At 72.7% G+C, this 14,106-nt stretch carries 7 protein-coding genes and 2 tRNA genes; 3 read left to right on the top strand and 6 right to left on the bottom strand.

Features of this window, described 5'->3' with window-relative positions; all coding sequences use genetic code 11:
• Positions 1-50 precede the first annotated feature (50 nt).
• The 3 genes from ABZX37_RS36975 (at position 51) to ABZX37_RS36965 (ending at position 1,497) form a co-directional block, all read left to right on the top strand.
• On the top strand, positions 51-1,235 hold the full coding sequence (locus tag ABZX37_RS36975; RefSeq protein WP_354747676.1) for a transcriptional regulator: 1,185 nt from the start codon (positions 51-53) through the stop codon (positions 1,233-1,235).
• Positions 1,236-1,318: 83 nt separating this feature from the next.
• Positions 1,319-1,390, top strand: a tRNA-Val gene (locus ABZX37_RS36970).
• A gap of 35 nt (positions 1,391-1,425) precedes the next feature.
• Positions 1,426-1,497: transfer RNA gene (locus ABZX37_RS36965), tRNA-Val, on the top strand.
• Between the two features lie 621 nt (positions 1,498-2,118).
• Here ABZX37_RS36965 and ABZX37_RS36960 read toward each other — a convergent pair.
• From ABZX37_RS36960 to ABZX37_RS36935, 6 genes are read right to left on the bottom strand one after another with little or no spacing between them, the layout of a single operon-like run.
• Complete coding sequence (locus tag ABZX37_RS36960; RefSeq protein ID WP_354747617.1) at positions 2,119-3,597, bottom strand: Hsp70 family protein; 1,479 nt, start codon at positions 3,595-3,597, stop codon at positions 2,119-2,121.
• Between the two features lie 16 nt (positions 3,598-3,613).
• A complete protein-coding gene (locus ABZX37_RS36955; RefSeq protein ID WP_354747615.1) occupies positions 3,614-5,725 on the bottom strand; it encodes an Hsp70 family protein in 2,112 nt (703 codons plus the stop codon).
• Entirely contained in the window at positions 5,722-6,114 is a 393-nt protein-coding gene (gene grpE, locus ABZX37_RS36950; protein ID WP_354747613.1) for a nucleotide exchange factor GrpE, read from the bottom strand. The genes ABZX37_RS36955 and grpE overlap by 4 nt, the downstream gene beginning before the upstream one ends.
• Before the next feature lie 18 nt (positions 6,115-6,132).
• A complete protein-coding gene (locus tag ABZX37_RS36945) occupies positions 6,133-6,531 on the bottom strand; it encodes a hypothetical protein (RefSeq protein WP_354747611.1) in 399 nt (132 codons plus the stop codon).
• Positions 6,524-11,497: a CHAT domain-containing protein gene (locus ABZX37_RS36940; RefSeq protein ID WP_354747609.1), complete on the bottom strand. Its 4,974-nt coding sequence runs from the start codon at positions 11,495-11,497 to the stop codon at positions 6,524-6,526. The genes ABZX37_RS36945 and ABZX37_RS36940 overlap by 8 nt, the downstream gene beginning before the upstream one ends.
• Entirely contained in the window at positions 11,494-14,103 is a 2,610-nt protein-coding gene (locus tag ABZX37_RS36935; protein ID WP_354747607.1) for a hypothetical protein, read from the bottom strand. Before ABZX37_RS36935 ends, ABZX37_RS36940 begins: the two co-directional genes overlap by 4 nt.
• Positions 14,104-14,106: the final 3 nt, after the last annotated feature.

Here is a 14,106-nt window from a genome sequence, read left to right as displayed (position 1 = left end):
GCGCAGGTCACCTATGCTGGGCGGCTAACGCGACGGTGCGGGAGGTGACTGTGGTGGTGCACAGTGCGGTGCCTCCGGGCCGCAACCTGCCCACCCACGCCCGCGACCTCGTCCGCATGCACGAAGCCGTCATCGGCGGCAGCCGCCCCGCCGTGCCGCCGCGCCCGCTCGTCTCGCGCTCCTGGTCCCGCGTGCTGAGCCTCGGCCTCACCGCCGACGGGATGAACGCCCGCGATTCGGTGCCCGGCGACGAGGTCGAACGCCGCAGGCACGACTCGCCGCTGCGGCACGTCATCGAAGACCTCCGCCAGGTCGTCGGCGCGACCTCCGATTCGGCGCACATGCTCCTGGTAGTCACCGACGCCGACGGCATCATCCTGTGGCGCGAGGGCTCGTCCGCCGTCCGGCGCAAAGCGGACACCCTGGGTTTCACCGAAGGCTCCGAGTGGACCGAATCCCGCGTCGGCACCAACGCGATCGGCACCGCCCTCGCCGAAGCCGCGCCCATCGAACTGCTCGCCGGCGAGCACTTCGAGCAGAACCAGCACCCGTGGTACTGCACCGCCTCGCCCATCCACGACCCGCGCACCGGCGAACTGCTAGGCGTCATCGACATCAGCGGCCCCGCCTTGACCCTGCATCCCGCGATCGGCGCCCTGGTCGAAACCGGCAAGCGGCTGGCCGAATCCGAACTGTGGCGCACGCACCGCCAGCGCCTCGAACGGCTGCGCCAAATGGCTGAACCTGTCCTGTCCTCCGGCCCCGCCCTGGTCGTGGACGAGGACGGCTGGGTCGCACACAGCGTCGGCGTCTCCGCGGGCGAACGCATCGCCGCCCCCAGAACCGGCCAGGTAGTCGCCGTCCCCGGCTTGGGAGCCTGCCTCCCCGAACCCATCGCCGACGGCTGGCTCGTCCGCCCCGCCGATACCGCCCGCACCGTCCGCCTCGACCTGGACCTCACGCCCGCTCCCCTGCTCAGCCTCCAAGCAGGCGACACCGGCTGGCGCCGCCCGATCACGAAACGACACGCGGAAATCCTGGTCCGCCTGGAGAAAGCCGGCCGCGACGGCCTGTCCGCGGTCGCGCTGAGCCACGCCCTCTACGGAGACGCCGAACACCTCGTCACCGTCCGCGCCGAAGTGTCGCGCCTGCGCCGCCTGCTGGGCGCCATCGTCGACACCCGCCCGTACCGGCTGGCCGAAGGCGTGCGCATGACTGTCCACGCAGGACAGTGACCAGCAGTGTCGGCGAAACCGGGACCCCCGTGCGGCGTCGCCGAGGCGTCCGCTAATGTTTACGACACGTTGCACAGCAGCAAGCGCGATTAGCTCAGCGGGAGAGCGCTTCCCTGACACGGAAGAGGTCACTGGTTCAATCCCAGTATCGCGCACTCCAGTCCACCCCCGGACTGGTGCGTTGCACAACGGGCGATTAGCTCAGGGGGAGAGCGCTTCGTTCACACCGAAGAGGTCACTGGTTCGATCCCAGTATCGCCCACAGCAGGGTACGGCCTGTCGATGATCTTCATCGACAGGCCTTTTCTGTTGCGGGGCCGAGCCAACGCGGGTTGACCGCCAATGCCAGGCGCTCAAGGCTGCGACGTGGACGCGCTGCTGGCGTGTTTCCCCAGCTCGACTGGTTCGGGTCCGGTTGGGCGCAGGTCGCCGTGGGCTGCGAACCCGAGAGCGGAAGCCGGGCATTGGTCCGTGAGGGGAACCCTGAGGGAATCTGATTCCCTCAAGGAGTCCCTCACGGACTCCAAGACCCGGCCACCTGGCGTCAAGCCGGGCATTGGGGTTGACCGCCCGCCGGCGCTCACAGCGCGATCACGACGGTCCGGCATCGAACTCGCGCTGGCATTGGCGTCGCGGCCGATGCGGGTGCTCCGGCCGGCCCGGAACCAAACTGGGTCTCGCCGGTGCCTGGCCGCATCCGCGACGCCGGAACGAAACGACCGCGGAGAGCAGGCGGCGCTTCTCGCGCGGGTCAAAATCGGCTTCGTCGAGAGCTTCTCGCCGCCCTTGCCAGGCTGCCGCATGAACCCGCTTCGGTCACGGCAACCGCCGAACCTCGACGCAGCCCCGAGTCGTGCGCACATCCCCGCCAGCACGCAGCAGGTCAGCGCGGCCCGAATTCGCGGGACAAGGCAGTCGCGCCCGGATGGTCCGGTCCCCAGCGCAGCGCGGCGTCGAGCGCGACTTGCGCTTCGCCACGATTGCCCGCCAGGAGCAGATCCCGGGCCTGCCAGTAGTTCCGTTCCGCCAGCAGGCCGCGGATCCGTGTGCTGGCCTGGTCGTGCCGCAGAGCGCAGCGCAGCCAGTGCTCGTCACCGGCGAAACTGGCCAGAGTCGGGCTGGTCATCGCGGCGGCGCAGTGCAAGTCGAGCATTTCCTCGAACACGTCCGCGTCGTGCGGGTCCGCGCGCCACGCCAGGTGCGCGGCCGAAATGGCTTCCGCGTGGCGGCCGGCGGCGAACAACCGACGGGCGGTGGCGATCAATTCCGGAGCCGTCGCGGGCCCAGCGGCGCGCACACTGTCCATAGTGGACTTCTGAGTGGCCGGAACGAGCACGGTCGTGGCAAGCGAAGCGAGCGGCCGGGTCCGCCGGAGTCCGGCTGCCGGGCCGGGCTCGTCGTAGGCGGACAACGGCCGGCGGCCGAGTTCTTGAGCGTGGCGCAGTGCGCCGCGGGCGAGCTGACCGGCTTCGGCGGCAGCGACCGGAAGGCCGAGCCCGTCGAGGACCGCACGCACAGCGGGCATCGCGGCAGTGCCTCCGACCAGAGTGATCTGGTCGACCGCGGAGAGATCCGCGCCGGTGCGGGCGAGCAGAGCGGTCAGCGAGTCCAGTGTCGCGGCCGCCGCCGCGCGCACCTGCTGGTTGAACAGAGCCTGGTCGAAGCGGGTGCGCAGCTCGCCCCGGCCGGGAACCGGCACGAAGCACGGGAAATATCCCGATTCGCCGGCCGCGAGCCGGTGTTTGACCTGTTCGGCGAGCTCCCGTGCCCGGCCGGATTCGCCGGGCCGCTTCGGTACCCGGTACCGGTCGAGGGCGGCCTGCCAGCTCCCGATGATGTCCGCATCGAGGCCGCGGCCGTCCGGCTCGGGCGCGGCCTCGTAGCCGAGCACCCGGCAGGAACCGCGCACAGCCCGCGCCAAGCCTAGCTCGCAGCCGTCATATCCCGCGCTGTACACCAAATACGTGCCGGTACGAGTGCCCTCCGCCTGTTCGGTCACGGCGGCGACAGTATCGGAAATCAGGCTGACGTCAGCGAATCCGGCCTCCTCGGCGGCGGCGAGCAGCGCGGTTCGCGCGGCGCTGGAGAACCGGGCAGGCACACTGATCACGGTGTGGCCGAGGCGTGTGCCGGGGACGCGCCCGATCTTGCCGCGCACCGCGCGCAGCGCCGCGGCCACCGTCTCGGCGGCCTCGGGCTCCACCCCCAGTTTGCTTTTCACGCTGGGAAAAGGCCGTACGCCGGACAACCACGGCCATCCGCCGCCGGCCAGCACGGTTGCCGTCACCGCTTCGCCGCGCGCTGCGCTGGCCGCGCGCAATGCCGTGCTGCCCAGGTCCAGCCCGAGATGGACAACGGTCACCGCGCTCTCCCCGCCGTCAAGACCAGAGCAGCTTGAGCAGCCCGGCGAAGTCCTCGGCGTCCTGGACGTCGTCGACCTCGTCCCGGCGCATGCTGTTGGCCACCAGCACCTTGAGCACTCGCGCCTGGTCGGTCACCAACGTGTGCTTGCCGTCCCGGTGCGCCTGCTGTACGGCCTGGATGGCCTGGTTGAGCTGGTCCTGCTCGCCTTTGTCCCGCGTCTGGTCGGCGGCGCGCTGCGCCAGGTACAGCGAGGAAGCGACGCCCGAACTGAACAGGTCCGATTGCAGAACCGCTGCTATCCGGCGGCATTCCACCGGTTCTCCGAAGGTCAGCGCCTCCGACGCGTGCGCCAGATCGCCGGCCACCTTCGTCGCCTGCTCCGGTTCGAGGAACTCCCCGAAGTCGCGCAGGAACGCGTCGGCCGCCCAGGCCGCCTGCTTGAGACCGGTGCGGTGCGTCGTGTCCTCGACCGGTTCGGGGGCCGGGGCGACCGGCGCACGCGGCACGATCCGCAGCTTTGTGACGTGTTCCAGTTCGGTGCCGGGCACGGTGATCGTCACGTGCAGCTCGCGGTTGCGGTCGAACATGAAAGCCACGTCCACCCGGGTGTTGACGTCGATCTCCTCCGGCAGCTCGAAATCGATCACGCCCTGTTCCTGGTTCTGGCTGGCCAGCGGGTCATTGCCCTCGTACACCGGCACCCGGATCCGCCGCCCGTCGGTCGCGCCGAAACTGTGCGTCATCGGCGCGCCCATCGGATACGGCGTGTCCTTCGGGATGATCGGCACGAACTCGTCGCGGTGCGCGCCCTTGACCGCCTTGACGCCCAGGGTCATCCCGGTGACGTCGTGCAGCTTCGTGTCGCCCGCGGACGGCGCGTTGATCAGCGAACGCCCGCATTCGGCGCAGTCGCCCGCGGTCTCGTCGTTCACCGCGAGACAGGACTGGCACTGCACCCCGTGCAAAGTGCTGGCCAGGATTCCGGCCCCGATCGCGACGCATTCCATCGGATCGACGTCGCGGCGCACTTTCGCCGCGCCGAACAGCTCCTCGACCGCCTCGTAGACCTTCGGGGTCAGCGTGGCGCCGCCGACCAGCAGCACATCGGAGATCTCCGCCGGGGTCAGCTTCTGGTTGTGCAGTACGGTTTTCACCAGCTCGATCGTCCGGGCCACCAGCGGCGCGATCAGCTCCTCGAACTCTGCCCGGCTCAGCGTCATGGCGACGTCGATGTACTCCCCCGCCACCCGGTACGCGCGCCCGATGGTGATCTCCGCCGAGGTGTTGTCGCTGAGGAACCGTTTGGCCGCCTCAGCCGCCTCCCTGGCCAGGAACGCGAATTCCGCGTCCTCGGACGGGTCCGCGCCGGCTGTCTCGCGCTTGACCCAGTCCACGATCCGGTCGACCACCAGCGCGTCGAAATCGTCGCCGCCGAGCCAGTTGTCGCCGTTGAACTCCATGACGTGGAAGTGCGCACGGCCCTGACCGTCGCGGGTCATGTTGAGCACCGAAATGTCGAAGGTGCCGCCGCCGAGGTCGTACACTAGCACCCGGCGCCGGTCCCGGTCGCCGAGTTCGAGGCCGAACGCGACCGCCGCCGCGGTCGGCTCGTCGATGATCCGCTTGACCACCAGCCCGGCCCGCTCGCCCGCTTCCCGGGTGGCCGCCCGCTGCCGTTCGTGGAAGTAGGCGGGCACGGTGATCACGGCATGGGTGACCGGTTCCTTCGAGGCGGCGTTCTTCAGCCGCTCCAGGATGAACGCGGACACTTCGGCCGGACTGCGGACGGTGTCGCCGAGCGCCACGTGTGCGTGCGGGTCGCCATCCGGGCCGGGGACGATCCGGTAGCTGCGCCGGTTCCGCGCCTGCTGCACCGCCGGATCGTCGAAATCCCGGCCCATCAGCCGTTTCACCGACAGGATCGTGTTCTCCGGATCGCGTTTGCCCCAGTTCAGCGCGTTCTGGCCGACCAGGATCTCGGCCGCCGCGCCGTGCCCGCGCACGCCGACCGCCGACGGCGTCGACTTGGCGCCGCCGACGCTCACCACCCTCGCTTGGTTCCTCTCCGGCGCATAGGTGGCCGCCACCGAGTTGGTGGTGCCGAGGTCGATGCCGATTGCGGTCACTGGATTCCCTTTCCCGAGGCGACGACGACCGCGGCCGGGCGCAGCAGCCCGCCCCGGTACCGGACGCCGTGTTCGATGACCTTGACGACCGTGTCGGCCGGCAGGCCGGTCGCGTCGGTCACGTCGACCACGCGATGGGTGTGCGGCGCGGCGAGTTCGCCGGGTTCGCCGACCAGCCGGACGCCGCCGTGCGCGGACAGCACGGCGGTGAGCCGGTCCACCGTCGCGCGCAGGACGGCGCGGCTGGTCACTCCGGTCCCGTCGTCCAGCGGGCGGCGCAGCACGTCCAGGACGTCTGCGACGCCCTGAACCAGGGCTTCGGTGTCCAGGTCCAGCCGGGTGAGCTCGCTGAGCAGGAGCCGGTCCGGGCTGTTCTCGGGGGCGGTCATCGGCGTTCCTCCCAGCGTTCAGCAGTCGAACCGGACCAGGCCGTCGAGGAACGGCCGGCTCGGGAAAACGGCGGACGGGGCTTCGCCGCCGAGCTCTCCGAGCAGTTCGCCGGAGAGAAAGGCCACCAGCGCGGCCGGGAGGCCCGGCGGCCCGGCAGGCGGTTCCGCGAACGCCTCGGGCGGACCGACGGTGGCCGGGTCAAGGTCGTAGTGCAGCAGGTCGGCGAGCAGCCGGACGGCCGGATCGCGCAGCTCGTCGGCGGCGCGCTGGGTGACCGGGTTCATCCGGTCCCGCGCCATCAGCTCGAACACGACGTCCTTGACCTCGGCCTGGCTGGACCGCGGCGTGATGCCGAAATCAGCCAGCACCCGGTACGGGAACTCCCCCGGCCACTCGGTCAGCGGATCTTCAATCACCCTCCGGCCCTCCTTCGCCCGTCAGTTCCGCCAGCACCGCCAGCAGGTCGGCTCGGTACTGCGCGGTGCCCGGATCCGCCCGCGCCGCGACGGCCAGGCGGTACGCGCAGCGGGGCAGATCTCCGCCTGCCCGGTGCCGTGCGGCTTCCGCCGCGTGCGCCCGTGCCTGGTCCGGCCCCGGCAGGTTCGCTGCCGGGGCCGCCCCGAGTTCCTGGACGAGCCGGTGCAGCTCGCCCTGGGGAAGCCGGCCGAGAAGCAGCTCCGCCAGCGCGTCGAGCGCCTGCTTCATGGCCGAGGCGAGCCGGTCTGACCGCGCCAGCCCGTCATGCAGGCATCGCACGGCTTCGACGACCAAAGCCAGCTTCCCGGTGAAGCCGGGCTCGGCCGGAGAAAGGCGGATCAGCCCTTGTGCCAGGTGGTACCGCACCCGATCCGAATCCTGGTCGCAGGCGAACGCGCGGCGCAGCTCGCGGACCGCGCGGACCGGATCGGCCGGCTCGCCGGATTCGAGACAGCCGGAGCCGTACCGGACGCCGCGGTCGGCCAGCAGGTTCGCCAGTTTCCCGGACAGCTCCGCGGCGAGCGTCCCGGCGAAGACCGGCGCGGCGCGCTCCACCAGTCCGATCGCCTCGTCCAGCCCGGCCGCGCCGGTGCCGGCCGCGGCCAGCGCGTCGGCCCGGCCGGTCACGATGCGCAGCACCGCTTCCCGGGTCCGGACCTCGATCAGCCCGTTGGCGGCGAGGCCGAGCGCATCGGACAGCTCGGCGAGCGCCGGGTCGGCCCGGCCGTCGGCCAGCAGGTCGCGGGCGATCAGCAGCCGGGCCCGCACGGCCAGCCCGACCGCGTCCCGCAGCAGCCCGAACCGGCGCTCCGGCAAGAAGGCGAAGGCCGGATCGCGGGCCAGGAACTCCTGGCACCGCGGGCAACCTTCGACGCCGCCGTGCCGGGCCGGGCCGGCGCAGTCCCCGGGCAGATCGGCGCGGCGCGACCGGTGCCAGTCCGGCAGCGCGCTCAGCGCCGCTTCGAACCGATGCCTCTCCAGCAGTGAAGAAGCCCGCGCCAGCCCGGAAAACGCGCAGCGCAGCCGGTTCAGCAGACCGCGCCGGGCATCGCCGGGAGAGTCCCGGCGGTGTTCCGCGGCGATGAACTCGCCGAACGCCTCGGAAAGCCCGGTCAGCCGCAGGTACTCCGGACCGCAGCTGAGCCGGCCGCCGCCGCGCACCGGCAGCCCGCCGGCTTCGCGAAGGCAGTGCGCCGCATCGAGTTCCGCTTCGAGCAGCGACACCAGCTCCCGGTAGCGGGCCGCTTCCGTCTCCCGTCCGGCCGCCGAGTGCCGGTCCGCGTGTCCGGTCAGCACGTCGGTCGTGTACCTGCCGAAATCGGCGCGCAGCTGCCGGGTGTCGGCCGGGGTGACCGCATGGCCGTAACGCAGTGCCCGGTCGTGGCGCCAGCGCGCCCAGAACTCGTCGTCGGCCAGCAGCGCGGCCAGGCAGGCCAGCGCGGTCCGCCAGACCGGCGCGGTCTGCTCCCACGCGCCGTTCTCTTCGAGGTCCTGGGCGTGCCAGAACGACACGAGGCCAAGGCAGTGCACGTCCGGCAAGCGGTCCGGACGCCGGGCCAGGCGCTCCCGCCACTGCGCCGCCGCGCCCGCCCGGTCGCCGGCCAGCAGAGTCAGCAGCGGGCCGTCGGCGGGCAGCCTGGCGCGGAGCCAGGAAAGCGGGTCGGCGACCGTCGCGTCCAGTGCGGACAGTGCGGCGGCGAGCGCGGCCGGCTCGCGCACCGGGTACATCCGCACGTCCACCAGCAGCCGCTTCGCGGGCGTGCGCAGCTGGCCCCACGCCATCCGTTCGTGCCAGCTGATGCCGCCCCGCTCCATCAGCACGAACGTCGCATCGGCCACCGCCTCGGTCGGCGAGGCCGCCGTGATGCCCGCCGAACGCAGTGCCGGATAAGGAAAATCCAGGGAACGCAGAGTCACCGGGTCGGCGGCCAGCGACGCCGCGGCGATCCCCTCCGCGAACGACAGCTCGGCCAACAGGAAGTCGAGCCGCGCCAGCCGCTGCCGGAGGTCCCGTCCGGCAGCGGCCCGGGCGTACTCCGCCTTCGCCGCCGACCAGTGCCCGGCCGCGTCCAGCTCACGGCCCCGGGCGTACCCGGCGCGGCTGTCCGCGTCGCCGTGCCCGGGGCACGACTCGTACGCGGCGATCGCCGCCGCCCAGTCCTCTCCGTCTTCGGCGATCCGGCCGCGCGCGTAAGCGGCGGCGACGGCTGCGTCCAGGTAACCGCCGAGCGGTCCGGCGGCTTCCGCCGCTTCCGCCCACCGCTCCGCCGTCGCCGCCGCGCGAAGCACCGCGTAATCCCGTTTCCGCGCGGTGTCCTCGAAATCGTCCGGCAGCGCGGCATACAGCTTCACGGCGCGTGCCCAGTCCTCCTCCGCCGCTGCGGCGCCTGCGGTCAGGTACCCGACCCGCAGCCCGACGTCGCGGTACTGCGCGGGCATCCCGCGGTACGCCTTGAGCGCGGCCGGCAGACCGTCGTTCAGCTCGTCCCGGCGGGCGCCGGCGTAGCGATGGTCCAGCTCCTGCTTGCCGCCGGTCGCGGCGTAGCACTCGGCAGCCCTGGCCCAATCTCCGCTCTCCTCCGCCAGCCTGCCGCGCGCGGTCCAGCGGAGCACGCCGACCGAACCGTCCCGGCCGGTGTCCGGTGTCGCACCGAGCCCGGTGAGCACGCCCCGCCAGTCGCCGCGTTCCCCGGCCAGCTTCGCCCGGGCGAACTGCCGTCGCCTGCCGACCTCGCCGTCGGCGAACTCGTCGGGCAGCTCGCCGAAGCCGGCCAGGACTCCCGGCCAGTCCTCCCGGGCATCGGCGACCATGCCGTCCGCGTAGCCGCGCCGTGCGCCGACGTCGGACAGCACCTCCGGCAGCTCCGCGTACAGCTGCCGTGCGGCTTCCCAGCGGCGGCTGCTTTCGGCGACTCGAGCCGCCGCGTAGCGGGCGAGCTGCTCGCCGCCGGCGCCGAGCTCGGCCGCGACGCGGAACTGGTGCTCGGCCCCCGGCCAGTCCGCGGCGGCGGCGAGCACCTGCCCGCGAACCAGCGGCAGCCGCGCCGCGCTGTCGGAAAAGCCTTCGCACGCCAGGTATCCGTCGACCGCGTTCGGCCAGCGCGACTCCGCTTCCGCTTGCCGGGCGGCGAAGTAGCGAGCCCGGATCGCGGTGTCCCGGTAGCCGTCCTCGCGGACGGCCAGGATCGCCGATGCTTCGGCGTGCGCGGCCGGCCAGCGACCGGCCTCCTGGTGCCCGAGCATGTGCTCGTACTGCCCGGCGAGTACGACCTCCTGCCGTGCCGTCGCCAATTCCGTTCCGACGTCCCGGATTCCGGCCAGCTGCTCGCGCTCGGCCCGTTCCAGAATGTCCACTGTGGACTGCCAGGCCCCGGTGCCCGCTGCCTCGCGCGCCTGGCCGAGAAGCCGGTCCGCCTGCCGGGCGGCGGCGATTTCGGCGGTCAGCACCCGCACGACCGCGGAGGGAAGCAGCTTTCGCGCCGGACCGAGCAGGTCCTCGGCCGCACCGGGATCGCCGTCGGCCAGTGCCGCGCACAGCCGTTCGACGCCCGGCCACGCCTGCTCCGCCCGGGCCTCCGCGATCAGCTCGCGCTGCGCCGGCGTCGGCGGCCGGACAGCTTTGGCAATCGACTCCGTCCGCCGCCATTGCTTGCTCAGCCGTAAGTATCGCGCAGCGGTCAGCGCGGTGGCCGGGGTGATGTTGCCGTCCTCTTCAAGTTCCTTGACCGCTTCTTCGCCGTCCCGCAGCGGATCGACCGACGCGTTGTCGTCGCGCACCTCCCTTGCCTTGAACAGCCAGCCGAGGCGGCAGCCCTCGTGCAGGAACAGCGTCGGGGTGGCCCATTCGATCGCGGTGTGCCCGGGCAGGCTCGCGATGTGCTGGCGGGCCGAAGTCACCGCGTCGTCCACCGGACGGTTCGCGCAGATGCCTGCGAACACCTTCGGGCCGAACACCGCGGCGGCCCGGTCGGTCACCAGCCCGTGCATGCCGACCACCGCCGGGATTCCCTTGCCGACCAGCGCCTGCGCCAGCCCGCCGAACGGTTCCCGCGCGGAATTCCGGGCGCTGAAACAGAGGTTCAGCACCACCAGGCGCAACCGGCGGGCGCGCACCAGCATCCCGCTGAGCAGGTCGGCGGGCACCAGATCCGCGGTGCCCTTGCTGGTTTCCAGGACGATCCGGCTGTCCTCGCGCCCGGGCGCGCAGACACCGTGCGCGATCAGCAGCACCGCGGCCGGTGCGTCGGCGTTGTCCGCCAGCCATTTCTCCAGATCCGAGAGGGTGGCATGGCGGATGATGTCGGTCTGCACGACGAAATCCGGCAGCTCGGCCAGTTCGGCCAGCTCCGCGTCGGCGTCCAGCCGCCGCAGGTCCAGATCCCGCGGCGCCGCGGTGGCGATCAGCAAGCGCAGCACCTCGGGTGGCTCGCTGCCGGTCGGCAGCCGTCGCCCGGCAGCGACTCCTGCCAGCGACCGCGCGATCGACAGCGTCCCGTCCAGCGCGAACGTCTGTTCCGGCTGCTCGGGCGGCGTGCACAGGGCCTCCACCGGCAGCGCCTGCAGCACCGGCGGCAGATCGAACCTCAGCCGCAGGCCGCGCCCCTCGCGCTCGGCGGCCGCGCGGGCGGCGCGCACGCATCGAACCAGAGCGTCGTCGAAAAGCACATCGTGGACGGACTGGCCCAGCCGCCGCAGCCCGGCCGACGGATCGGTGCCGCGGGCGGGCGCGTTCCCGGTCTCGATGTCGATCAGCCGGGCCAGCTCGACCTGCAGCCGGGCCGGGTCGCCGTCGATCGGGACCGCACTCGCGCCGAGCGCCGCGCCGCTGGCCAGCACCAGGTAGCGCGCCGCGCCGATCCGCCGCACGCGCATCCGGAGCTCGTCGACCTCCCGCACGGCCGTCACGGGTTCTCCTCCGGCGGCCGGTCCTCGTAAGCCTCGACCATCAGTTTCAGCATGTCCCGCGCCCTCTCCAGCTCCGGGCGGAACTGCTCGGCACCAAGCACAGTCGCGCCGTACTCGAAGTGGCTGACCGCTTCGGTGAGCAGCCGGATGCCGTCCGCATAGTCGAACCCGCGCGCAGCCTGGACCCCAGCCGCTCTGAGCACGATGCCGAGGTTGAACCGGGGCAACTGCAGATCCGGGCACAACGCCACCGCGCGGCGCAGGTCGGCCAGTGCCGCCGCGCAACTGTCCGGCCGGTCGTTGAACACGCCGACGCCGCGGGCGTTGAGCAGGAACGCCAGTTCGGCCGCCACCCGGCCGTGCTCCACCGCGTCCTTCGCCGGGATCGCCGCGGCAACCGCGTCGAGCACCGCGATAGCTTCGCCGCGATCGCCACGTTCGGCGAGCACCTTGGCGCGGCCGAGCGCCTCGTCGGCCGCCTCGCGCAGGATCGCGTCCCGGCGGTCGAACCGCCGTGCCAGTGTCACTGCCGCGCGCCAGCATCGGCGTGCGTCGGCCAGGTCCATCACCGGCCTGGCGATCGCGCCGCGGGCGAGGTCGAGCAGCGTGCGCACGGCCAGCGCGGCGCCCGCTCTGGACAGTTCGCCGGTCTTGTCCGGACCGGCGCTGAACCCGGGATTGCGGCGGTCGAACTCCGGGCACCCCGGTGCGCACTGCAGCGGCTCGGTGATCATCGCCGGGTGGGACTCGCCGCCGGTCTCCGCGCAGGACGGGCAGCGCACGTCCAGCGCGGCCCGGGCGGCCGCGGCCGAGCGGCCCGCCGCCAGCAGCGCGGTCGCCAGCCCGAGCGCGGAGAACTGCCTGCGCAGCGCCGCCGCGTCGTAGCCGGTTCCGGCCAGGGCCCGGACAAATTCGCCGAGCTGGCGTTCGAGCCCGAGCTCCGCGAGCCACAGCGGTCCGCACACCAAGGGCGGCCCGGCCGGACCGGGCAAGCCGCCCGCTTCCGCCAGCAGCGCCGCCGCGGCCCGCTCCCGGCGCAGCAGCACCGCCAGCTCGTCAGACGGGACGCGGTGCTCGATCAGTTCGTCCAGCGCGGTCCGCGCGGCGCGGACCGCGTCCGCGGGGACTGGGCAGCGGTAGCGTTGGCTGGCCCGGGTCTGCCAGCTCGTCCAGAACGCCGCGTCGTGCAGCAGCGCCACCGTCGCGCCGATGCACGCGCGCCAGCCCGGAACGTCCGGCTCCCCCTCCGCCGCGCTGAGCGTGTGCAGATACAGCATCGCTCGCGCGTGCCCGATCCGAGATCCAGCCCGCCGCGGCGCAGCAGCGGCCGCGGCGGCGAGCTGCGCCACCGCTTCGGCCCGACGGCCGCTCACCGCGCAAGCGACCGCCTTGAGCAATGCCACGTCCGCAGACACCTCTTCGGAATGCTCCGGCAGCGTTTCGGCGGCAGCGGCCCAATCTCGGCGGCGGGCGGCCGCGATTCCTTCCGCGCAGCGGGCGGCCGTGCGCTTCCTATCTGATTGGTGTCCGGTCAAGGAGTCGGCGACCAGGCGTCTGATCCGGGCGGGCACGGTCTCGTCGCCGGCCAGCTCGCGCAATTCGGCTTCGGCCGGTGCGCCTTCGCGCATCGCGTTCACCGCGAGCCCCCATCGGCTGACCGGGTCGGCCGGCTCCGCCCGCCACCGCCGCACTGCCGATTCGTGCTGTCCCGCACGAAATTCCAGAACCGCGAGACAGCGGTGCCCGCGCCGGCCGCTCTCCCGCAGCCGGGCGGCGGCCAATTCTTCTTCTCCCCGCTCGAGATGCCGGACCGCGTCGCGCAGATTCGTTTCCTCGACGGCTTCGGCGAGCTCCCCGTGCTCCGCGCGGAGCGGCTGCCAGGCCGCTTCGCCGTCGGCGGCGTCGCCGCGGCGGAAGCAAGCCAGGCCGTGGTAGAACAGCACCGCTTCGTCGCGGCATCCGGCGGCGACGGCGCGCTCGAATTCGGCCGCCGCAGCTTCGGTTTCGCCCAGCTGCCATCGGGCCAGGCCGCAGACCGCCGCCGCGGCGCCGCCTTCGATCCCGGCCGCGGCCGCCAGCGCCCGCTCGGCCTTCCCCAGTCGCACCAGCACCGCGGCGGTCGCCAGGCGGGTCCGGTCGTCGGCCGCCCGGTCGTCGGCCGCGGCGAGCAGATCGGCCAGCGCCGATTCCGCCCGGCCCAGCTTCAGCCGGACCTCGGCCCGCCGCGCATATGCCTTGCGGTACCGGGGATCCCGCTCCAGCGCGGCGGTCAGCAGCCATTCCGCTCTCGGGTAGCTCGCCGCGCGCGCGGCCGTGCAGCCGGCCCAGTAGAAGCCGTCCGGCGCCGCCGGGAGCAACCGCTGCACCCGGTCGAAGTTCAGGTCGGCGGCGCGGATGTCGTTGCCGGCCAAGCGGACCCGCCCGAGGCCGAGGTGCGCGGCAGCGGCGAGCCCGGCCTCGCCGCCCTGCTCTCCCAGCATGCCGAGCGCGGCGGAGAACGCTTTTTCGGCGGCACGCGGGTCGTGCCCGGACAGCGCCCGCTCGCCGTCAGCGACGGCCGCGCGAGCCTGGTCGAGCACAGTTTCTCGACTGCCCGGTTCGGTCATCGC

The organism is Amycolatopsis sp. NPDC004079 (assembly GCF_040610415.1).
GTDB lineage: Bacteria > Actinomycetota > Actinomycetes > Mycobacteriales > Pseudonocardiaceae > Amycolatopsis > Amycolatopsis halotolerans.
Note: the sequence above shows the minus strand (reverse complement) of the source record. Positions and strands in the feature narration are given on the sequence as shown.